This window comes from Bacillus sp. AFS002410, from assembly GCF_002556365.1.
Taxonomy (GTDB): Bacteria; Bacillota; Bacilli; order Bacillales; family Bacillaceae_G; genus Gottfriedia.
Map to the genome: position 1 here is coordinate 77137 of NZ_NUEU01000022.1, position 25893 is coordinate 103029.

The 25893-nt window shown below is 35.1% G+C and carries 10 protein-coding genes and 1 pseudogene; 9 read left to right on the top strand and 2 right to left on the bottom strand.

What is annotated here, in order from left to right; all coding sequences use genetic code 11:
- Window positions 1-29 precede the first annotated feature (29 nt).
- The 9 genes and pseudogenes from CN692_RS14500 to CN692_RS27050 all read left to right on the top strand — a co-directional run bounded on the left by CN692_RS14500 (window position 30) and on the right by CN692_RS27050 (window position 23405).
- Entirely contained in the window at window positions 30-4184 is a 4155-nt protein-coding gene (locus CN692_RS14500; RefSeq protein WP_098119881.1) for a S8 family serine peptidase, read from the top strand.
- A 354-nt stretch (window positions 4185-4538) separates the two neighbouring features.
- Window positions 4539-5318, top strand: a complete 780-nt coding sequence (locus CN692_RS14505; protein ID WP_098119882.1) for an IclR family transcriptional regulator — start codon at window positions 4539-4541, stop codon at window positions 5316-5318.
- A 389-nt stretch (window positions 5319-5707) separates the two neighbouring features.
- Window positions 5708-7308: pseudogene (locus CN692_RS14510) on the top strand (OPT/YSL family transporter).
- 10 nt (window positions 7309-7318) lie between these two features.
- Window positions 7319-8368, top strand: a complete 1050-nt coding sequence (locus CN692_RS14515) for a DUF917 domain-containing protein (RefSeq protein WP_098119883.1) — start codon at window positions 7319-7321, stop codon at window positions 8366-8368.
- Between the two features lie 33 nt (window positions 8369-8401).
- Window positions 8402-9346 (top strand): DUF1177 domain-containing protein, encoded by a 945-nt coding sequence (locus CN692_RS14520; RefSeq protein WP_098119884.1) that lies wholly within the window; start codon window positions 8402-8404, stop codon window positions 9344-9346.
- 45 nt (window positions 9347-9391) lie between these two features.
- Window positions 9392-10063: an AroM family protein gene (locus CN692_RS14525; protein ID WP_179874451.1), complete on the top strand. Its 672-nt coding sequence runs from the start codon at window positions 9392-9394 to the stop codon at window positions 10061-10063.
- A 575-nt stretch (window positions 10064-10638) separates the two neighbouring features.
- The gene (locus CN692_RS14530; RefSeq protein WP_098119886.1) at window positions 10639-14781 is read left to right on the top strand and encodes a S8 family serine peptidase; all 4143 of its coding nucleotides are present in this window, start codon (window positions 10639-10641) and stop codon (window positions 14779-14781) included.
- A 280-nt stretch (window positions 14782-15061) separates the two neighbouring features.
- Entirely contained in the window at window positions 15062-18586 is a 3525-nt protein-coding gene (locus CN692_RS14535; protein WP_098119887.1) for a S8 family serine peptidase, read from the top strand.
- A gap of 706 nt (window positions 18587-19292) precedes the next feature.
- Window positions 19293-23405 carry a S8 family serine peptidase gene (locus tag CN692_RS27050; RefSeq protein ID WP_098119888.1) on the top strand — a complete coding sequence of 1371 codons (4113 nt, stop codon included), beginning with the start codon at window positions 19293-19295 and terminating at the stop codon, window positions 23403-23405.
- A 228-nt stretch (window positions 23406-23633) separates the two neighbouring features.
- Here the strand turns inward: CN692_RS27050 and CN692_RS14545 are convergent, their stop codons facing one another.
- Window positions 23634-23858, bottom strand: a complete 225-nt coding sequence (locus tag CN692_RS14545) for a hypothetical protein (protein ID WP_098119889.1) — start codon at window positions 23856-23858, stop codon at window positions 23634-23636.
- Window positions 23859-24817: 959 nt separating this feature from the next.
- Complete coding sequence (locus CN692_RS14550) at window positions 24818-25708, bottom strand: LysR family transcriptional regulator (RefSeq protein WP_098119890.1); 891 nt, start codon at window positions 25706-25708, stop codon at window positions 24818-24820.
- Window positions 25709-25893: the final 185 nt, after the last annotated feature.

A 25893-nucleotide genomic window follows, 5' to 3' on the forward strand; every position in this document is an offset into this window, starting at 1 on the left:
TTACTAATTAAGCGATCAGGGGGAAAGTTATGAAAATGAGTAAAATGAAACATGTTCTAACTGGCACTTTAATTACTAGTTTGTTATTTTCTGCAAATGGACAATTTAAGGCTAATGCTGAAACCAAAAGTCAGAATAATCAGAGTAGTGTAGAGAAAATGCTATCGAGTTTAACTGATGAGGAAAGAATGGCACTGAATCAACTTGATGTGTCACCAGGGTTCGTTATATCACCGGATATTAACCAAAGAAGCCCGGAATTAGTGAATGTAATTGTTGAATTTAATGAAGCACCTGCAAAGGTAGAAGTTTTAAAGCAGGCGTTGAAAGGAAAGAAACTTTCACTTACTTCTGCAAAAACTCAACTTGATAATGATCATGCTACATTTAAAAAAGAGTGGGGTAAAGTAAAGAGTCAGAATGAGCGAAAAGCAGCTAAGATGAATGCCGCTAAAATTACTAGAGAATACCATGATGCTTTCAATGGTGTGGCGATGACTTTGCCAGGAACGGCAGTGCAACAGCTACTGAGCACTGGGGTTGTTAAACGAATTTGGTCGGATAAAAGTGTAGCACTTGATCTTCCAAAAGAGGCGGATGAATTGAAAACATCTACTCCAACAAAAGTGGATGATAGTCTTCCGCAAATCGGAGCAGACAAACTTCACGAAGAGAATATTACTGGTAAAGGCGTAAAAGTAGGGGTTATTGATACAGGTATCGACTATAACCATCCTGATTTAAAAGGGATTTATAAAGGTGGCTACGATTTCGTAGATAATGATTCCGATCCGATGGAGACAACGTATAAAGATTGGAAAGCTTCTGGGCAGGCAGAAACTGATTCAAATGGTTCAACTTACTATACAGAGCATGGAACACATGTATCAGGATCAATTGGTGCACAAAAGAAAAATGACTCATCATCAGCTGTAATGGGGGTAGCTCCTGACGTTGATTTATATGTGTACCGTGTATTGGGACCATACGGAAGCGGGTCAAACGACGCGGTTATGGCTGGTATCGATAGAGCTGTAAAAGATGGAATGGATGTTATCAACTTATCCTTAGGATCTAGCGAAAACGATCCGCTTGAACCGACATCGATTGCGATTAACAATGCAATGCTTTCAGGTACTGTTGCAGTAGTCGCGGCAGGGAATGCAGGCCCAGATGAAAAAACGTTAGGATCTCCAGGAGCAGCTGCCTTAGCGGTAACAGTTGGAGCAAGTGACGTGTCGCTAACAATTCCAACAATGACTGCAAGTGCAGGGGATCAAACTTTTACAAATATGCAACTAATAGCAGAGAATTATACAGATAAATTAGAAGACCTTCAAGGTAAGACTTTGCCGTTAGTTGATGTAGGTTTAGGAACTAAAGCCGATTATACAAATAAAGATGTAACTGGTAAAGTAGCGTTGATTCAACGCGGTACCTATACTTTCGATGAAAAAATCCAAAACGCAAAAGCAGCTGGTGCAAAAGCCGTCATTATTTACAATAATGTTGATGGAAATATCGATGCTTATCTTGGCGAAGGGACAAATTATGTTCCATCTTTCCGCATTTCAAAAGCGGACGGAGAACGTTTGAAAGGCCAAAAAGATATTACGTTCGTATCAGCTGGAAGTATTAAGACTGAAGGAGATCACTTAGCTGATTTTAGTTCAAGAGGACCAGCTGAAGGTAATGATGATATTAAACCAGATGTCGTAGGACCTGGTGTAGCAATATTCTCTACGCTTCCTAAATATATAAATGACAAGAATGATGATGCGAATTACGATATGGCATATGGTCGTCTTTCTGGGACATCAATGGCTACACCTCATGTAACTGGATCTGCAGCGTTAATTTTGCAAGCACATCCTGATTATACTCCTTTTGAAGTAAAAGAAGCTTTAATGAATACTGCTGACAAAATGAACGGTGATTACTCAGTTAATGCAGTTGGGGCAGGTAGAATCAATGTGTATGAGGCAGTTCATTCCGATACTTTACTGAAGGTTATGGACACAACAAAGAATGAACAAGATGGTAATTTAGTCGATATTGATGAAGAAACAGGCTCTATTTCTTACGGTACTCACTATTTAGGCGATGCTAAGCAAATTCAAGACAGCCGAAAAGTTGTCATTGAAAATCATAATACGCAAGACATGAAAAAGTTCGATATAAGTGTTAAGTTATTACCTGCGATGGGTGAAGTGCTAGATGGTGAAAAAAATGGCGTGACAGTAGATGTACCAAGTACTATATCGGTTGATGCGGGGAAAAGTGCACAAATTAATCCAACGATTTCGGTACCAAAACAAGCGCAGACAGGAAGATATGAAGGATACATTTATTTTGTCAATTCAAAGAATAAAGACGAAAACTATCAAATCCCATTTTCAATCAACGTAAGAAATAGTAAAGGGTTTGATTATATGCGCATAAGTAGACCGATGATGTCGGATAATCCGGAAAATATCCATCCATATTCGACACTGTATGTAAACGGGTACTTCAGATTATCAAGTCCGTCAACTATGATCGATGTGTTAGTCAAAGATGGTAAAACAGGGGAGCCAGTTGGACTTGTAGGTTCTACTGGCGCAAGTAATTTATTAACTGGTAAAGATTATTTCTTACAGAGTATATTTACTGGTGTGGTCTATCCATTTACAAATGATAAGAAACGACCTATTTCCGACCAAAAAGTAAGACTGCCAGAAGGCGACTATATAGTTGAAATGATTACACATGATGAAAACGGAAAATCGTATAGTATGGAAGATAAAGTTACAATTGACAATACGCCACCAAAAGTAGAAGTAGACATGAAGCCTGGTGTATATGAAGTGAATGATTCAATGTATACAACAGAACCTGGATATAATGGACCAGCAATTTGGATTCATGGAAATGTATTTGATGCAGGTGTTGAAGCACTTAAACAGAAAGGTTTAAATGTTGATCAATCTATTAACGGTGCACTTTACTATGAGTATAGCGTATATAATAATATGCTACTTGCAGTTGATAAGGACGGAAACTTTAGATTCCCTGTAACTAAGTTTGAGGTTGACCAAGTAGGTTATGTAGATTCAAATTTATTCGTTTTTGATAATGGTACAGCAGCAGAATCATATCCAAAAGGGATTAAAAATTACAAATTTATAAAAGAAGGAACTGAATACGGGGTTCCAACTTATAACAAAGAAAATGTCCGACTTGGTGATGAAATTACAATGACATTGAATTTAAACAATATAAAACAACTCGCTTCTGGAGAGTTTACTGTGCCTTTTGGTAAGGATTTCTACTCATTCCAAAGTGTGAAGGTCAACGATGCATTTAAAAAATATGCCGAGGAAAAAGGAGCAAAAGTAAATTTAACGACACCAGTTTTGAGTACAGGCTCTGTTAAGGTGGGAGCTTCTATTGATCAAGGAGATTTAAAAATTGATAAAGACTTACCTTTCTTAGATGTTACGTTAAAAGTGACAAATGATAAGCTATATTTACAAGAGGGATATGCATTTGATGTATCATCTTTTAAATATAAGAAAACAGCTGATGCAACTACTACTAACTTAATTCGTGTTTATAAAGACAAACCATTTTATGTATTACCTAAACAATCGACGGTGAGTGGACTTATTTCGCCTGAAGCGTTCATGAAAAATGGACAGATAGATCCTAAGGTGGACTACTCTAAGCTTGGAGCAATAGTATATGCACAAGATGCAAATGGCAAAACTTATAATGTAACTAACATCTCAAAAAGTTCTTACTTTACAATTGATAACTTACCTTTTTCAAATAAAGACTATGACATCTATGTGAAAATACCTGGCCATTTTGCAACGAAAGTAACATCAAACTTAACAAGAGACATCAATGGTAATCTTGCTGGGGCTTCAAAGTTAGTAGAAATGGACAAAAACCATGCAGGCGATGTAAATGGCGATAATGTTATTGATGTAATGGATGCGATTTACTTACAAGTTTATTGGGGAACGAATAAACGTGCTGCTGATATTAACAATGATGGTATCGTTGATGAAAAGGATTTGGCATTTGTAGAGAAAAACTACTTAATGCAAAATACTTCAATAGACAGTACAGTAAAACCTAAAAAGACATACAAAAAACAAACTTTAGAAAGTGTTAAGAAAGACTTAGGGATTAACTAAAACAAAAGACTAGAAACTTAACATAATTTTTGTTTTAATTGGCTCCGGTATAATACCGGAGTCTTTCTATAGATTGGAGGATATATAGTGCATTTATTTGTTTATCCTTTGTTGCTATTATTGTTGTTTTTGACCTCTATTTTTTTAATTATTATAATCGTAAAATAATATATAAAAGATTTTACAATTTGTTTTTATTCAGTAACCTTGCTATAAAGAGCGAAATAAACGTGCCCATAAACCTTACCGCTTCACTATACATTTTTTGTTTTATTCTTCCATTAGATACAGTTATAATGGAAATAAAGAATAGAAACTACGGTTCTAATATAGAGACATTAGAGGTGTGCCAACATGCTAAAAACATTAGACAATTCTTTAGAGCTTTTGAAATGTTTTACAAAGCAAAATCCTTCATGGGGTGTTCGAGAGTTATCTAAGGAAATAAATATGAACCATTCAGTCGTTTATAGAATTCTAGCTACTTTTGAGAGTCATGGATTTTTAGCTCAAAACCCGGAAACAAAGAAATACGAACTTGGTATTCGATTTTTAGAATATGGTCATATCGTTCAAGAGAAAATGAATCTTTCTAATTATATTTATCCAATTATGAAAGAGCTTTCAGAGGAAACAGAGGAATCAACTTTTTTAACTTGGCTTGATGGATCAGAAGCTGTTACAGTTGAAATTGCTGAAACTGATAGAAGAATCAAATTTGCAGTTTCTAAAGGAGCGAGAACGATACTATATGCAGGGGCATCTAGTAAAGTTATGATGGCCTATCTTCCGGAAGAAAAAATAGCAGAAATTATAGATAAGGGATTACAGGCGTTTACTAGTAAGACAATACTAGAGCCTGAAAAGTTGTTAATAGATTTAGAAGAGATTCGTGCAAAAGGTTGGTGTTATTCAATCGGTGAATATTCGGAATCAATCTTCGCATTAGCTGTTCCTCTTTTTAACAGAAAGCAGGAAATCATTGCTTCATTGACAATTGGAGGTCCAGAATATCGTATGCCTGAATCGATTGTTCCAGAAGTATTACCGAAACTTCAGAGGACGGCAGAGAAAATCCAGGGGTATCTATCTCAGTACGATCTGGAAAATCAAAATCATTACATACCAAGATAAATCTTTTTTCTTAGCTTCAAGTACAACAAATTACATTCGAATTTAATATGATACATAAATAAGACCATTTTTGGACTGCACTCTCAATTGCTAGGGCAACTAGCGATTGAGGTGCAGTTTTTTTATTTCTATATTTTGTTTACATACTAATAGCAAGAAAACCTCATTACCAATCCTTGGAAGAATATTAATATTGAAAATTTTTAGATTATTATTTATAATTGGTTTATATTTTAAGAAACAGTGTTTCTAATATAGAAACAGTATAAATTGATAAAAATAAAAAGGAGGAATAAACAAAGTAATAACCAAAGAAGACTGAAATTAGAGAATTTTTACAGAAAGAAAAAGTAAATTTATAGCTGGGAATTTAAATGGGGGAATTATCTATGAAAGACAAAAAAAAGCATCCAAGTATTTTTGAGCCTTTTGCACTGATCTTCAATATCATAACGAGCGTTATTGGAGCAATCATTGGAATGCAAATCATTACGACGCTTGGCGTTACGCCTAGTACATCAATTGTTGGTGCACTTGTTGCGATGCTAGTAGCTAGAATTCCAGGAGCAATGTTCAAAAAGTATAAATCGATTCATCGACAAAATCTTGTTCAAACGTCAATCTCTTCAGCGACGTTTGGTGCAGCTAATAGCTTGTTAATACCAATTGGAATTCCATTCGTCATGGGGAACTCAAAATTAATTGTCCCAATGTTGATTGGTGCTGCGTTAGCAATGTTTGTCGACGCTGCTATTCTTTACAAAATTTTTGATTCTAGACTTTTCCCAGCATCTGAAACTTGGGCACCCGGCGTTGCTACAGCTCAATCAATTCTTGCAGGAGATAAGGGTGGAAAACGTGCAGCACTTTTAGGGATTGGTACTGGAATTGGATTAATAGGTTCTTATTTTAATATTTCAATGTCAGCATTTGGTACAGCATTTATCGGGAATATTTGGGCCCTTTCAATGTTTGGAATTGGACTTATGATTCACCAGTATTCGATTCCTTGGTTCAATTTTGATATAAATCAACATTACATCGCTCATGGATTTATGATTGGAGCGGAATTGTAGCTTTAGTTCAAGTCTCGTTCCTGATTTTTGGTAAACAAAAGAAAAGTAATGAAAAACAAAAGAATACTGCAGCTAAGTTAGATGAGAGTAGATTAACTAGACCGATTAAAGAAGCAAGACGTGCATTGGGGTATGGATTTATTGCATATCTGATAATAGCCCTATTAATTGCTATTACTGGAGGTATTATTACAAAAATGTCTCCTGGGATGTTCATAGGATTCTTATTATTTGCCGCTTTTGCAGCATTTGTACATGAATTGATTGTAGGGATTGCTGCTATGCATTCTGGTTGGTTCCCAGCATTTGCCGTTGCATTCATTACACTTTTATTTGGAATGTTGATCGGATTTCCACCTGTAGCACTAGCTTTATTAGCAGGATTCAGTGCTGCAACAGGTCCAGCTTTTGCTGATATGGGATATGATCTAAAAACTGGTTACATTCTTCGCGGAAACGGCGAAGACAAAGAGTATGAATTACAAGGAAGAAAACAACAGTACATTACAGGGATGATTTCTTTTGGGGTCGCTCTTTTGACAGTTCTTATCACATATAAAGGTTTTTTCGCACAAGGCTTAGTACCACCAATTGATGCGGTATATGTTTCAACAATTAAAGCAGGTGCATCCCCAGAAGTAGCAAAACAGCTTTTACTTTGGGCGATACCAGGCGCGATTCTTCAATTAATTGGTGGCCCTGGTCGACAATTAGGTGTTTTATTTGCTACCGGATTACTTATTTTAAGTCCAAATGCGTGTTGGGCTGTACTTTTAGGGATTTTAATTCGAGTTATTGTATTGAAAGTAAAAGGGAAAGAAGCTGAAGCTCCAATGAGTATTTTAGCCGCAGGATTTATTGCGGGTGACGCATTGTTCAACTTCTTTAATTCAATGTTCAAAATGAAAAAGTGAGGCGATTAAAATGACAGTTATAAAATTAGATGAAAAAACAGTGGAATATGTAGTTTATGGAGGCGCAGTCTTAGGTGGCGGCGGCGGTGGCTGGATTGAAGAAGGTCTTAAAATTGGTAAGTTAGCGCTTGAAGTTGGTCAACCGCAACTTCTTACAGTGGACGAGCTTGAAGATGAGGATCTACTTGTAACAGTTTCATTAGTTGGAGCACCAGCGGCAAAGGATCAGTTTGTGAAACCCGTCCATTATGCTCAAGCATTAGAGCTTCTTTCAAAGAAAATTGATAAACCAATTAAAGGAATTATGACAAATGAGAACGGAGCAGGGACCTCTGTAAATGGATGGTTTCAAAGTGCTGTGACAAATATTCCAGTTATCGATATCCCGTGTAATGGACGAGCGCATCCAACTGGATCGATGGGTTCTCTAAATTTATCCGAGCTTCCCGATTATGTATCACATCAAGCTGCTATTGGTGGAAAAGATGAAAACTATGTTGAGGTGAGCATTTCTGGTTCACTTGATAAGACATCAAACATGGTTCGAAAAGCATCAATTGAAGCTGGTGGAGTTGTTGCAGTTGCTAGAAACCCAGTAACTGTCGCATACGCAAAGCAAAACGGAGCACCAGGAGCAATTATGCAGGCGATGGAAGTTGGGGAAGCATTATTAACTCATCAAGGTGAAGCTGCAATCGATGCGGTTGTCAAAAAGCTAGGTGGGAAAATTATTACAACAGGAACTGTTACCGATTTTCAACTTGAAACCGCGGGCGGATTTGATGTGGGAACCGTTTGGATCAATGATTCTTATGAATTAACATTTTGGAATGAATATATGACGTTAGAAAAAGATGGTGAGCGTTTCGGCACCTTCCCGGATTTAATTATGACTTTTGACGCAAAAACAGCGAAACCAATTGTATCGGCAGCAATTGAAAAAGGGCAGCATCTTTCAGTAATTGCAGTGCCGAAAGAAAATTTAATTTTAAGCACAACAATGAGCAATGAAAATCTTTTGAGACAAATTGAAGGCATTATTAAAAAATCAGTTCTTTAATACAAATCGTATGAATGAGGGGAGGACTTTAAAATGACACTTAAACAAACACTTACTGTAATTGATGCTTTAGATAACGCGTATGTAAATGGTGAAAAGGTAAAAGAGTTATTTAATTTATATCCCGACGTTAAAGTGGAAGTAAATACGGTAACAGGGCAGCAAGGTAGCACGGATTTTATCAAGATTTTAATTCCAGGGAACGAGGGTAAAACTGCTGGCGGTGTTGCTCCTACTTTCGGAATTGTAGGTAGACTTGGTGGAATTGGCGCACGACCTAGCAGAATCGGTCTAGTTTCTGATGCAGATGGAGCTGTAGCAGCTATTGCTTCTGCGTTAAAATTAGCGGATATGCAAGTAAAAGGAGATGCTTTGAAAGGCGATGTGTATGTAACAACTCATATTTGTCCGGATGCTCCTACTCTTCCACATGAGCCTGTAGATTTTATGGATTCGCCTGTTGATATTTTAACAATGAATGAATATGAAGTATTACCTGAAATGGACTTCGTTTTATCGATTGATACGACAAAAGGTAATCGTGTTATTAACCATAAAGGGGTTGCAATTTCCCCAACCGTGAAAGAAGGTTACATTCTTCGTGTTAGCGAGGATCTACTAAGAATTATGGAGATGACGACAGGACAGCTTCCAGTTACCTATCCAATTACAATGCAGGATATAACACCTTATGGAAATGATATCTATCATATTAATTCAATCCTTCAGCCGTCTGTCGCTACTGACTCACCTGTTATAGGCTTAGCAATTACAGCTCAATCTGCTGTTCCAGGCTGTGGTACAGGAGCTAGTCATGAAACAGATATTGCTTTAGCTGCTCGGTTTGCAATTGAAGTTGCCAAAGAAACTACAAACGGTACATGCCAATTTTATGATAAAGATGAGTTTGAGAAAATTATTGGACTCTATGGTTCTATGAAAATCTTACAAACAATGGGGAAAGAAGCTATTCATTGATCATCAAAGATCTTTACATTTGCCTTTTAAATAGGAGTGAAACAAATGACAAAGCTAGGAATGATTACAATAGGTCAAGCACCAAGACATGATATGGCATCAGTTATTGAAAAACACTTAAATGGTCATTCTGAAATAGTTCAAGTTGGAGTTTTGGATGGCTTTACGAAAGAATTGATTGAAGAACAGTTGTCACCAGACTTTGGCGATTATATATTAACTACTCGATTAATCAATGGTGATTCTGTTGTGATGTCGAGGAAGAAAATGCAATCCATTATGCAAGACAAAATTAATCTACTGGAGACAATGGGGATAAAGCAAATTTTGCTACTTTGTACGGGCGAATTTCCAGGATTACAAACAAATATATCCTATTTAATTGAACCAGATCAAATTATTCCTTCGGCTGTCAAAGCAATACTGGGACAACGTCGATTAGGCGTTATTATCCCTTTAGCTGAACAAGTAGATAGTATTAAGAATAAGTTTTCTCAGTTTGGAATGAATCCATATATTACGATTGCTTCTCCTTATAAAAATGATTTGAAAAACTTTGAAAAAGCAGCAAAAGAACTGAAGGGTAAAGTAGATCTTATATTACTAGATTGTATGGCATACCAAGAACAATCAAGAGGAATAGTGTCCCAATTAACTGATCTCCCAGTTATAGTTTCAAATGTAATCATGGCAAAGTTAGTTTCAGAAATGATTTAATAGATTTTAGATTTTAATAAAGAAAAAAACGCTATTCTTTCTCATTTTTTAAGAAGGAATAGCGTTTTTTTTTTATAACAACTACTTTACTTAAATACACCGCCATTAGCTTACTAAACTTTTAATTAAGCTTTAAATAATTGTTAATTTGATAGACTAAATCAAAAATAGGAATTACGAGAATTCGTCAACTTATTAGTGAAAATGAAAAAAATGTAAAAATTTACCGTATTTTATTTAGCTGAATTTTATTAAAAATTTACTAGAACGTTCTCAAAAAGTTAATAGATTAATAATATCAATCGTAAACAATTGCATTAAAAACCTATAGAAAACGCCAATCTGCCAACAGAATAAAGATTGGCGTTTTTTATTTGAATGAAGTCTGTTTATATTAATTAACCTTACATTCTTATACAAATCCTATTGTTGAATATTATCGATTAATATTTGGTATGTTGAATCTTTTTGTAAAAATATCAAATAAATCAATTTTCATTATAATGTGATTATAATTTTAAGAAAATTCATAATAGACTAACTTTTTGTGTTAGCGAAGGGAGACACACGACTCAATGAAACAAAAGAGAAATACCAAAAGAAAAAATGCTTTTAGCTTAGTAATGAGCGTAGGAGTAATTTTAGGAACAATTACTCCAATCAGTTATCATTCTGTTGTAAAAGCGGAGACAAATACAAAAGCTGAAGACGTTTTATCTCATCTGACGGATGAGCAACGTTCTGCTTTGAGAGATTTACAGTTAAATGATAGTACAGGTCTTAAACTTGACCCGAATGTAGATCTCAATAGCGAAAAAGAAGTTTCAGTTATAGTTGAATTTAAGCAAAAGCCTGAAAAAGTTGCGCAATTAGAAGCAGAGATTAATGGGAAAAGTTTATCAGCTAGTAAAGCTAGAAGTTTAAGAGATGGTGATCAAGCAACATTTCAGCAAGATTTAAAATCGATTTTTAAAAAGGATATTCAAAAAAAGAAATCCTCATTTAAGATCAAACGAATTTATAAGAATGCCTTTAATGGTGTGGCTATGACGTTACCCGCAAATAAGGTTAAAAGCTTATTGTCCTCTGATGCTGTTAAATCTATTTGGAGCGATAAGGTAGTACAACTTGATCTGCCAAAAGAAGAAAACACAACAAAAGAAGCATCATCATCTATAAACATCCCAGGCGGAAACTCGTACCTTGGTGTAGATAAATTACATGATGAGGATTATACAGGGAAAGGAATAAAAGTTGGGGTCATTGATACGGGAATTGACTATAATCATCCTGATTTAAAGGGCGCCTACAAAGGTGGCTATGACTTTGTAGATAATGATACAGATCCAATGGAAACGACCTATTCGGATTGGAAGAATTCCAAAAAAGCCGAAACTTCAAATGGATCCACTTATTATACAGAGCATGGAACTCATGTATCTGGCATTATTGCTGGACGCGGCAAAAACAATAGCGAGTTTGCGACGACAGGAGTTGCACCAGATGCTGACCTTTATGTGTACCGTGTTCTTGGTCCGTATGGTTCAGGATCAAGTGATGCGATTTTATCAGGAATTGATAAGGCTGTAGCAGATGGGATGGACGTCATCAACTTATCACTAGGCGCTGCTGTTAATGATCCTCTATTTCCAACGAGTATGGCGGTCAATTATGCCGTTTTAAGTGGTGTAACGGCGGTTGTAGCAGCAGGGAATTCTGGTAGTGATTTATATACGTTAGGTTCACCAGGTGCTGCTGCATTACCTTTGTCAGTAGGAGCAAGTGATGTGCCAATCGAGATGGAAACATTCACGATCTCGATGCAAAGCGAAAGTGCTGAGCAAGCTCATGTACGTTTAATGGCAAAAGCATATTCAGATGATATACCGGGATTAATTGGGAAAACATTCCCGATTGTAGATGTTGGAGTCGGTAGCTCAAGCAACTATGTAGGAAAGGATGTAAAAGGAAAATTTGTACTTGTTGCACGTGGTTCAATTACTTTACAAGATAAAGTGAAGTATGCACAGCTAAAGGGAGCAGCTGGCATTTTAATGTACAATGACAATCCAGATGAAGGTCTTATCCCTTATTATCTTGGAGAAGGTACAACAAATATTCCTACGTTCACGTTATCGAATACAGAAGGATTAGAGTTATTAAAAAATGTACAAGCAGGTAATGCATCTTTTACATTTACTGAAATAGGTAAAGGAACATTAGAAGGCGACACATTAGCAGATTTCAGTTCTCGTGGACCATCTCGTATTAATTATGATATTAAGCCTGAGATTGTGGCACCTGGTGTTTCAATCATGTCTACCGTACCTTCTTATATAAATAGTAAAGATAATCAAAGTAATTACGAATATGCTTATCAAAGATTATCTGGAACTTCAATGGCATCACCTTATACTGCAGGAGTTGCAGCCGTAATGTTACAAGCAAATCCAAATTTACAGCCTGAGGATATAAAGTCGATCATAATGAATACGGCAGATGAGTTGAAGAAACCATATAGCGTATTTGAAGTAGGTGCTGGTCGAATTGATCCATATAAAGCAGTTCATACTGGTATGGAAATTCAAGTTTTGGATAAAACACCAATCATTAGCAATGGAGAGGAAACAACTATTCAAGAAAAAACAGGTGGGATTAGTTTCGGATCTTTTGGAGCATCAGGTAATGATATTTTAGATAGCCGTAAAGTAGTCCTTTCAAATTTGGAAAGTGAGAACAAAACTTTTAAAGTTGATGTACAATTCCAAACTGGAGTAAGAGATTCAAAAGATGCCGAAAAAAACGATGTACATGTTATCACTGATTCGGAGATTAAAGTAAAAGGAAACAATCAAAAGCAGACTAAGGTATCAATTTTTGTTCCGAAAACTGCTGAAAATGGTACATATGAAGGATATGTAGTTTATACAAATAAAGCGAATCCTAATGAAACTTATAAGGTTCCATTTGTAATTCGAGTTGTTGAAGAGGGGATGGGAAACTTATCACTCGCTAATCCTTCTATGTCGACAATGCCAAATGGAGCAAGTCAAATTTACAAAACGAATTTACAGTTTGAATTTAGCGTAAAGTCGCATATGAAAGTGATTGACGCAGTATTAGTAGATGGTAAATCTGGAAAAGACCTTGGGTACATTGGTCAACTTGATGGAATGTCAGTCAATGAAAATATAGACTATGGCTGGCTAGATTACGATGGGTCATATAGACCATTTACTGGAAGTAAAAATCAGCCGATCTCAGATAAAGTAGTCTATGCTAAGCAAGGTCAATACAAGTTTAAATTGATTGGTACAAATGACCATGGAAAAACATTTTCAATTGAGAAAGATTTCTTCGTAGATAACACAAATCCAGACTTTCAAACTAATGTAGATGATAAAAGGGTAATTGAATACCCTGCAAATCAAACATCTTATCCGATTAAGGCAACAGTTATTGATCACGAAGTAGCAGAAATGCAGGACCTTGGTTTTAATATTGATCAATCTAATAACAAGGTAGGATTTACGTATTCAGGGTTTACTGGTTTCCCGGACATTGTAAAGCAAGTAGATAAAAATGGCCAATTGGAATATAACCTACCACTTGATAATCGTAAAGATATCATTACTACATTTATAGATGGGCTTGATGCAGCAAATAATCGAAAAAGTCGTACGACGGTTTACTTCTTGAAGGAAGGTACGCCATATGTAACAGGTGATTTGGACAAAAAAGTAGTTAGAGCAGGCGATACAGTGAAATATTCATTAACTGTCCAAAACTTGAAGGATTTAAAGGAAGCAAAATTTACAATGAAAATTGATCCTAAGCAAGTAGAAATCGTAAATGTACAAGCGCGTCCTGAGATTTCAAAATATAGTTCAATTAATATAAAGCATGTAACAAATCCAATAAATGGTGGAACTTATATGGATGAAGTGTATACGTTGACGATGGATGGAACTCACGAGGTGAGCGGTGATATTCCAATGATTGATGTGTATTTGAAAGTAAAAGATGGAAGTCAGTTAGATCAAACTGGGTTTTTGACCTTTAATACGCTTCTAACAGATCAATCTGGAAAATGGGTATTTGCTCAACCATTCTTTGATTACAATAATATTCAAGTAGCTCAAAAACAATCGATTGTGTCAGGAAAAGTTATTTCCCAAGGATTACTCGCTGAAAACAATGTATGGAATTCAGCTTTAGATTATTCAAAAATAGGCGGGAAGATCAGTTTGCTAGATTCACAAGGAACTACACTTGAACAAAATTTAAATGCTAACAGTTCATTCAACTTTGGTAATGTACCATTGAATGATAAAGGATACACTGTGGCAGTTGATATACCTGGACATTTCACGTATTACGATACCGTTGAAACTACAACTAAAAAAGGAGATATGCAAGCTGGTTTAATTGCATTAGTTAGTGATGCGTATGTTATAGCAGGTGATGTAAACAAAGATAATGTTATTGATGTGTTAGATGCTGAGTATATCAGAACCTATTGGGGAACAAACAAACGTGCGGCAGATATCAATTTCGATGGCATTGTAGATGAAAAAGATATGAAACTCGTGCAATTAAACTATTTAAAGCAAAATTCAACTTTAGAATACTTACATCCTGGTTCATCACCTGAAGCGAAGAAAAAATATAAAGGTGACACGCTTGAGTCAATTATGAGTGAACTTGGCATTCAATAAATTAGTTAGAACGTAGTGAATCAATTAAGCTGGTTCAATGCAACGAATTATTGGCATACTGAACCAGCCTATTTGATTACGTGTACTAACAGTTTTATTTTGTGATTGAAAAATAATTTAGTGTTTAAATTCTGAAAATTAAAATAACTGTACAAGCTTATTGATTTATAAATTTGGAGTTATACTTTCAAGTTGGAGTTTGTTGAAGGCTATAAATTTTTAACTTGAAGTTAACATATTTTAGTAATTTAAGAGATTACGAGGGGAGAGTTTAGAATTTATGAGTAATAGCAAGAAATTTCCATTCCGAGTTATTACAGCAACGACATTAGCAGCAATGTTTTTAACTACTCCAGGATATGCGCAAATTACAAAAGGGGATAAACCTACATATTCGACAGGAAATGAGAATATACAGGGGAGTTTAAAAAATTATTTAACGAATCTCAACAAAGAAGCAGCTAAAACATCAGACAGATCAGTCTATAAAAATATGAATGAAAATAGTTCAAAAGTTTATGGCGCAAATGAAAAAGTGCGTGTAATTGTTGAAGTTCAAGACCCAGAGGAAGCTTCACAAACGAAAACGAAGCAAAGTAAAACAACTTTAATGAAACAAAAACAAGATGATGTCGTCTCTAAAATGGCAAAAAAGAAATTGAATCCGAAAATTAGGCACCGTTTTTATGATGGGTTTAACGGTTTTAGTTTTGATACAGAATACAAAAATATTAAAGATTTAGAGGCAACTCCTGGTGTAACAAATGTACATATTGCAAGAACTTATGAGCAAACAATGAAAACGAGTAAAGAGTTAGTACAAGCACAAAGCGTATGGGAGAAATATGGTTATCAAGGTGAAGGGCTAGTTGTTGGTGTTGTCGATTCAGGTATAGACTACACTCATCAAGATATGACCTTAACGGAAAAGGGAAAACAAAAAGAGAAGTTGACTCAAAGTAATATTCAAAGTAAGTTTTCAGAAACTCCTGTTAATGAACAGTGGTATACTGACAAAGTTCCAACTGGCTATGATTGGGCCGATAATGATACAGACGTTATACCTCGTGGTGTAAACGGAAATCCTCATGGTACACATGTATCAGGTACAATTGGAGCAAATGGTGATGAAGAAAATGATGGTGTATTAGGAATCGCACCAGGTGTCCAATTGTTAGCTGAGAAAGTTTTCTCTGACAAAGGTGGAGGGGCGTTCGAAGACGATATTATTGCAGGAATCGACCATGCTGTTGCAATGGGAGCAGATGTTATTAATATGAGTCTCGGAACTGATGCAGGATTCGTTAGTGAAGATAAAGATCCAATTCAAAAAGCGATACGTGAAGCGACAGAACATGGAACACTAGTTGTAGTTGCAGGTGGAAACGCAGCATATAGTACGCAAAATAGTATCATGGCTGCTTCTGCCAAACCGTATGCAGAAAATCCTGATATCGGGACTGTAGGAGAGCCTGGTGTTAGTCCTTTTGCTTTGTCTGTAGCTTCCTATGAAAATACTAATTATGAATTAAATACATTGGCAGAAGACAATGGTTTAAAACTTCCATATCAAGACCAAACACAATATAATTTCAAACTTTCTAGAGTACTTTCTCCTAACGAAAGTTATGAGCTAGTTTATGTAGGCGAAGGGTTTAAAGATGAACATTATGCTGGAAAAGATGTAAATGGAAAAATAGTAGTTTTTAAACCGAATACATCTTATTCAACATACGCTTCAATGCAATCTCAAGCTAAAAAGCGAGGAGCAAAGGCTGTCATTTTAGTTCCAGCTTCTAATATGGCTGATTATCCATATGTAAATTTCGGAAGTAATCTTACTCCTGCAGCAACAACAAGTAAGGCAGCAGGGGATGCTCTAATTAATAAATTAACAAGTGGACAAGTTGTCAAAATGAAATTAACGAAAGCAACTTGGATCGATAACCCTGCACGAGATACGATGTCTTATTTCTCTTCATATGGTGCGCCAACGACTTTAGACTTTAAACCTGAAATCTCAGCACCAGGTGGGAAAATCTATTCAACTACTCCTGGAAACGAATATGAGGTAATGAGTGGTACTTCAATGGCGACACCACATGTTGCAGGTGGTGCTACGTTAATACTACAATCGTTGTATGAAAAAGGGCTCACTCACTCAGAAGATACAGCATTAAAAGCTAAAATTGCTTTAATGAATACGGCTAAAGTGGTCATGGATCCTAAAACGAATAACGAGGTTCCATATTCTCCTCGAATTCAAGGATCTGGATTAATGCAAATACAAAATGCAATTAAAACACCTGTCATTGTAACAAGAAAAAACACTCCACTTGAACAGGCAGGAGCAGTTGCTTTAAAAGAAATTAAAAATGACCGAGCAACCTTTAATTTAAATGTCGAATCACTTCAAACAGAGGCAGCAAAAAATGAATATGAATACACTGTCGATGTAGACTTATTAACAGATGGAATTGAAACGAAACAATTTGATTTTGATGGTGATGGAACTTTAGAATCAAAAGATTATTTATCACTAAAAAGTAAACGTATTGAAGGCGCATCGATTTATGTAAATGGAGAGGAACTTAAGGGAACTGAAGGTGCTACTTTAAAAATTAAAGCAGGACAAACGAAAAATCTAAAAGTTGAGATTCGCTTACCAAGAACAATGAGGAATAATGAATTTGTTGAAGGATTTGTACGCCTCATACCAACAGGGGAAAATAGCGATTCAGCTGTTCCTTTAACAGTTCCTTATATGGGCTTTAATGGTGAGTGGGATTCACTTAATAATATTGATCCTGCAGCTTGGGATCGAAAAGATGCGTTTTTAGGCTATACAGCACTATGGGATGATGAAGGTGCTTCTGTACCTATGGGATTTGATACAAAAACAGGAAAATTCAACATGAATGAAATCACTACATCTCCAAACTCGATACTTAAAGGTGTATTCCCTTCATTTACTGCATTTAGGAACTTAGCAAAAGCGGAAATGTATATTGAAAATGCTAAAGGAAAAATCATTAGATATTTAGGCGACTTTAGCGAGTATAATAATGGTATTCCTTTGCCAATAAGAAAGAATATTATTTCTGCAAGTAGAATGTACACTGGATATAACTGGGATTCGAAAGATGATAACGGGAATACAGTAAGTGATGGCATGTACAACTTTGTTATCAAAACGACTTTAGACTATCCAAACGCGAAACCACAAAAAGTTAAGCTACCTGTTAATGTTGATTCAGTTGGACCAAAAGTGTCAAATGTACAAGTTAAGCCAAAAGATGGGCAATACGAAATTTCATTTGACGCAGTAGATAATGAAAATGGATCAGGATTTTATGGGTCAATTATCTGGGTTAATGGTAAATCAATGTCTTTACCTGTTGGAGCAACTTCAACTTTAGTATCTGAAGAGCCAAAAAGTGTAGTTGTTATGGGAATTGACCATGCAATGAATATAAGCTATAAAGTATGGGGAGATCCTAGCTATATTACGAGTGGCATGCTAGTAAGTGCATTCAGTGTTTCACCAACGTCAAATCTAACTTCGAGTAAAATTGCTTCAATTAATGGATTTGCTAATACTCGTGTAAATTGGACGGTTAACGTGAAAGATGCGAGTGGTAAAGTAGTAGAAAGCATTGATGTGAAAAACGAACATGAAATGCATCTAAAATGGTCTCCAGATGCAAGCTTAGCTAGTGGGACGTATTATATTTCTGCTGATGCAGTTGATAAAGAAGGGTTTAAAGTAACGACTAAAACAGTAGCGGTTACTGTCGTTAAATAATTTAATTTAGAGGGTGTCCCAAAAGTGGGCATCCTCGTTTTTATATTTATAGGAAATTCTAAGAAGAATAGGAGTTGAAAAAGTCGAGGTGCTAATAGGAATGTTGACCGTACAAATTAGAAACTGCAAATAAAGGTCGTGGTGCAAATAAGAAAGTTGAACGCGCAAATAAAACTGTGAAAAGTGCAAATAAGTAATGAGAAACTGCAAATAAAGGTCAAAGTGCAAATAAAAAGAGCGAATCTGCAAATAAAATTAGCAAAACTGCAATTAAATTTCCTAGAATCAGAGATTAGATACGATATTACCTATACCGGTAAGGGTATCTGACCTTAATCATTATTCAAAAGCAGATACACAAATCAATAAATTGCCCTAATTCTTTCAAAACCGCCAAAAAAGCTGAAGAAATCTACTAAATATCCATTAACTTGAACAATAAAATCAAATCTAGCTAAAAAACATTACTAAGATACCCTCCTACTTTCCTTCTAGACAAACAAAGCACAACAATTTTTCTCGAATGGGGCTACTTATGTGGCATACTCCTACTAAAACTAGTATTATTTCATTCCAATTGTTGGAATTTATCGAATAATATTTGGTTGATTGAATGAATTCGTCAAAATATCAAACTTATCAATTGCTCTTATAATGTAATTAGATTTTTAAGAAAATTCTAAAATTTAGAAAGGGATTGATAAGATTGAAAAAGAAGTTCATGAATTTCCCTTCTGTAAAAAGGGCTGCAGCGGTTGTATTGAGTACTGGTCTCTTGCTAGGGCCAATTGCTAACTTAAATTACACGTCTGTTGTACACGCACAAACAAACACAACAAAGGCAGAAAGTATTTTAGCAAAATTAACCCCAGAACAGCGTGAGGCATTGCAAAAATTAGATAGTCATCAATTAAAAACAGGATTACAATTATCACCTGATGTTGATTTATCGAGTGATAAAGATGTAAATGTTATCGTTGAATTTAAGGATCTTCCAGCAAAAACAGCACAAATTGCTAAAGCGATTAAAGGGGAAAAGCTTTCTCTTACACAAGCAAATGAAAATGTAGAAAAATCTCATGCACAATTTAAAAAAGACTTGCAAACAAAACTTAAAAAGACTAAATCTGGTAAGGATGCCTATCATGTGAAATATACTTACAAAACTTCCATGAACGGTGTCGCATTAACATTACCAGCAAATCAAGTGAAATCATTGCTAGATTCTAAAGTAGTAAAGGCTATTTATAGTGATTACACTGTACATGTTGAACCGCCAGCTCAAACAGAAGAAGAAACGAAGGACCAAACAAAAGTGGATAGTATTCCATTTTTAAATCTTGATAAACTTCATGAAGAAGGGTACACAGGAAAAGGTGTAAAAGTTGGTGTAATTGATACAGGTGTCGATTATAATCATCCAGATTTAAAGCATGCATTTAAAGGTGGATATGACTTTGTAGATAATGATAGTGATCCAATGGAAACTACATATGCGGACTGGCAAAAGTCGAAAAAAGCAGAGTATTCAAATGGAGAAACATATTATACAGATCATGGTACACATGTGTCAGGAACAATTGCTGGCCGTGCTGAGAATAATTCTGATTATAAAGTTATTGGCGTAGCTCCAGAAGCTGATTTATATGTATATCGTGTATTAGGTCCTTACGGAAGCGGTACAACGGCAGCTATACTTGCTGGGGTTGATAAAGCAGTTAAGGATGGGATGGATGTTATCAATTTGTCTTTAGGTGCCGAACTCAATGATCCTTTATATGCCACAAGTATTGCGATCGATAATGCCGTGTTAAGTGGAGTTACTGCAGTCGTTTCAGCTGGGAACTCGGGTGATGCGTTGTATACTTTAGGCTCTCCTGGAGCAGCAGCACTAGCACTAACTGTTGGAGCGAGTTCTGTTTCGAGTAAAGTTACAACGTTTGATAGTCAATTTGCTTCGGGTAGTAATAATACTAGTGTGGCAATGCAGTTGATGACGAAAAAGTGGACAGATGACTTTAGCAGCATGTCTGGTAAATCATTTGATATCGTTAATGTAGGGCTTGGCGGTCCAAACGATTACAATGGAAAAGATGTAAATGGTAAAATTGCTTTTATTCAAAGAGGCACATATGCATTAATTGAGAAAATGCAGTATGCGAGAGATCATGGAGCAGCGGGTGTTATCATCTATAATTCGAATGCAGATGAAGGCCATATACCATTTTTCTTAGGGGAAAGTAACGATAATATCCCAACTTTTTCAATGACGAATAAAGATGGACTAGCTATTAATGACATGTTTGCAAATGGTGTTCCAAAAGTAACGTTTGGGACAAAAAGTGAAAAAGAACTTCCAGGTGATGAATTGGCAACATTTAGCTCTAGAGGACCATCTGGAACTTTATATGATATTAAACCAGAGGTAACGGCACCTGGTGTAGATATATTATCAACAGTTCCTTCCTATATAGCGAATAAAGCTGATACATCAGATTATTCTTCAGCTTACTTGCGAATGTCAGGAACATCTATGGCATCTCCACATGTGACAGGAGTTGCGGCATTATTATTACAAGCTCATCCAGAATATACCCCAGCTGATATAAAGACAGTATTGATGAATACCGCAGATCCACTAAAAAATCCATACAGTGTATTTGAAGTAGGCGCAGGAAGAATTGATCCAATGAAAGCAGTTCATTCCGATACAATTATTAGCGTACAAGATCAGACCCCTTATATTGAAAATGGCGTGGAAAAAATCATTCCAGAACAAACAGGTGGTCTAAGTTACGGATTCGTTCCAGTTTCAACTGAAAAGGACTATACAGATACTACTAAACTATCATTTAAGAATAATAGTGATAAAGACAAAAAGTATGAACTATCTGTGGAATACAATGTAGGGTTAAAAGGGTCATTAGACGCCAATAAAAATGGTGTATCAGTAAATGTGCCTGAGTCAATTACAGTAAAGCCAAACAGCACAAAGCAACTTTCTGCAACTCTAGACATTCCAAAAACGGCTGAAAAAGGTATTTATGAAGGATATATTAATATTAAAGAGAAAAACAATCCAGAAGAAAGCTATCGTATTCCGTTTGGAGTAAAGGCTGCTGATGAAGGATTGGCATACTTTGACGTGTATACGAAGAGTATTTCTACAAATAGAGTTATAAATTTATTCAGTCGAAAAGATTCTGATTTAGATTTTACCTTAAACTCATCAATGCAGACACTAGATTGGGTGTTAGTTGATCCGAAAACGAATAAAGATCTTGGGCTAATCACTTCTGTTAGTGGTTCAGGTGCAGCTGTTGACACTATGTACACTATGGACAGTGCATTCTATGGCAGATATTTTCCGTTTACAGGGGATGAAAAGAATCCAATCGGTTATGTTTCTGATCTAGCCCCAGATGGTGTCTATGACATTAAAATGATAGGAACAAATAAAGATGGCAAGCAGTTTACCAAAACGTCGAAAGTAAGCGTTGATAATAATGGACCAACGATTAAGTTTGATGATACAAATGCGATGCCAAAAGGCGATACTCAAATTGTAGAATTAGCAGACGGACAAGATACAGTTACTGTTTCGGGAACGATTTTGGATCCTGAAATAAGCAAAACACAAGCGGCAGGAATGCCTCTTACTCAGGCGAATAATAAATTGTTTTATGGTCCAGGTGCTTCAAATGCTTATTCAATTAGTACAGACGAAAATGGAAAGTTTAGTACAGATGTGAAAGTAGCTGGCTCAATTAATCCAATTCAATATGTTGGTGCTGACTTTGCAGGAAATGCAACATTACCTAAAATGGTCTATTACACGAAGAAAGGCGCATCTTATATTTATGCAAAACCAAATAAAGATGCTATCAATTATGGTGACAAAATTACTTATACGTTCTACGCACATAATTTGCGAAAAGCCAATAAGCTTAATTTCAGATTGGATTATGTAGCGAAATATTTTAATAGTGTTGAATTTAAAAAATCACAAAGTTTACCAGAAGGATCAGAACTGACTACAACTTCTATGGGTACAACTAGTATAGGGACAACAGTGACTATCAATGTACCAGGAGAAGGAATAGCAGGAGATGTGGCGTTATTTGATTTGGACGTCGATACGAATGCAAATGAGTTCCTTAACCCATTTGCTCAAGTCCTAAATTTTTCTACTATGCAAGTAAATAGCGAAAGTACGAATAGACTAACAATTATTTTGGGCACATTGCCAATGTATCCTATTTACTCCACAGCAACAGCTAAGCTAAATGGAGTTGGTTTATATACTGCTTCAGGCACATACAATAGCAGTATTGATTATACGAAGGTAGGAGCTACAATGAAGTTAAAAGGAACTGATGGAGCGACCTATGATGGAGTAATTGAAAAAAATGGAAATGTAACCTTCAAAGGAATCCCCGCTGCGGTTCATAAATATACAGTGGTTATGGATATTCCTGGGCATTTCACAACATATACTCCGTTGGAAATTGGCCGTACGGAAAGAGGAATTAATATTGGAGAGGCTGTTTCATATCCAACACTTGGAGCAAAGCCAGGTGATATTAATAAAGATAATGTCATTGATGTGATGGATGCGTTACTGATTCAGACATATTGGGGTACAAACAAGCGAAGCGCTGATATTAATTTTGACGGAGTTGTTGATGCAAAAGATTTAGCGCTTGTTGAGAAATACTACTTAACTCAAAATCCATTTGTGACAACAGCACCAAAGCCAGTTAAAAAGTTTAAGGGTAGCACTTTAGAATCGATTAAGAGTGACTTAGGATTGCAATAAAAAGACATAAATATAAAGTCAAATTGAAGTTTTAGGAAGATAATTATACACAGATCTCCACTTAGTAGACAGTCGAAACTTTCTTAAACTGTTTATTATGGTGGAGATTATTTTATGTTTAACAGAGAAAAAACCTACATATAGCATGCAGGTCCTTAAAACTTTATTTGATGTTTACATTGTATTTTAGGGAAGAGGACAGTAGAAAATTTCTACAAAAACGGTTCATTAGTAAAGTGGTTGTTGGCTATGACAAGGTGGAAATCCATTTATATCTTGAATCATATGGAAATCGTATTGTTTTAGAGAAAATTGTGATTGATACATATATTCAATAATTAGCAGCTTGGAACCAGAAACGCCACACAATACCCCAGATGTACCTTGCCCACTTGTTAAAGAAACTCCAACGGGTTGACCAATTAAATATCTAATTTTTTGAGTCCATTGCATTCTAATCACTTCCTTTCAAATAAGTATATTAGATTGGAAAAGTAATTGTGCTTGTGTAATTTAGTTAGATTAAAGCTAGAAATTGCAATGGGTTAAATAAATGAGAATTGATAGTTTTTTGTATAGCTCAAATATTATCAACTATTAATATAATGAAATGAATATTTCAATAGGCTACAGAGTTGATTTTATTATGATATTTCATGACTTGTAGAGTGGAATGGTAATTTATTTTAAGAAAGTGATTTAAGAAGGACTAAATGGATATACTTCAATAAAGTCATCTTAGTGAAGTTATTAGTAAAGTATAGATAGATGGTTTAAACTAGGTTGTAATAAATTTAAGGTGATTATGTTTCTCGGATTTATTAAAGATGTCATGAAGAAAATGAAGTCCATAGAATCAGCAAATTTAAGAACTGCGACTATGTACAAGTTTATAATTTAATGCATTTACATATCTTTTATTGTATTAGATGTATTCAATGAATTAAGAGGCTCTTAAGATAGAGGGCCTTTTTAGTTTTACATTATTTAAGTATTTAAATTGAAAATATTATTTGAAAAATTAATAATTTATAGTTTTTTTCAAAATTCAAATCAAATCAACCATACATATAATGAATATATCGACAGAAAGGGGTACAAATAAGATTTTGTTAGGAGGGATAAAACTTAATTTTTTATGGTTTTTACTTATAGCTTTATTAACAAACTTAGCTAAATGGCAACAAGTAAACAGACGAACATTTTATTAAGAAAACTTTATGGAACATTCATTAGAAGCCAAAAATGAACTAAAGAATCGTTTGGAAAAAGTTTAGTTGATTATTTAAACCTTTTGGCAGGGAGTATTAGGAGTTCAAACTTATACAAAATCATTTGAGTAGCGTTTAGTTTAAAAGACCAAATCACTCAATGATTTGGCCTTTTTATTTAATGCACATATGGTAAATTTTTCAATTCGTTATACTAGCTTGAATATATTTTATGAAAGTTTTTGAAGCTTTAGTTAGAGGTTTGTTTTTAAGATAAACTGACCAAAGTTCGTCGCTAATATAAGCAGGAGATATTAAAGGAATTGACTTAATTTTTCCAGTTAAAGTATCAGGATGATTTTTTAATGTTATATTACGGCCAATAGTAACACCTAAATCATTTTTTACAGCATCTCTAATGCTATCGGTATTATTCGAAATGAATTGTACATTCATATTGTTAACGATCTTACGGGAGTGTTCTACAAATGCATGACTATTATAAAGGATAAACTTTTCATCAGTTAAATCGTCGGGGGAAATCTCGTCTAAATGAAATAATGGAGATTGATCACCAACGAGAACGCAAAATTTTGTAGTTGTTAAATGTTCGTATAGCAAATCTTTGTTTTCTTTTATTGTATCTTCATTTGAAAATAAGAAAGCAATATCGGGTTGAAGAATTGTAAGGGTATTTAGGATCTGACCAGGATCACATTCATAAACCTGAACATCAACCATTGGGAACTCTTTTTTGAAATTAATGATTGCTTCATTAACCAAATAAACTAATCCAGGAACAGTTGCTATTTTTAGCTGAGTCTGAAAAGCATTCTTTTGAATTGCAACTTTTTCCTCTAAAATTTCAAATTCATATAAAACTTTTTGTGCTTGTTGAATGACTTCTTTTCCAGCTTCGGTAGGTACTGTTTTCATCTTTAGACGGATGAATAGTTTCAGTTCTAATTTCTTTTCTAATTCCTTAAGTGCCTGACTTACAGCCGAAGCAGATATGTGTAAGTTTTTAGCAGCTTTAGAAATTGATTCCTCTTTCGATATTTCAACAATATATTTTAAATGTTCGATATTCATTTTGTACCTCCTTTATGTAGTATCGAAAAATGAATTGATTATACTGTTTGTTTTTTAATATATTAAATTATTAGTCATTATTTTAAAACTGGGAATTTAATCCAAAATGGTGAAATAATATTTCACAATTGTTATTTTAATATACTTTAGGGTGAGTGTTTAATTAAGTAATACTTAATGGTTGA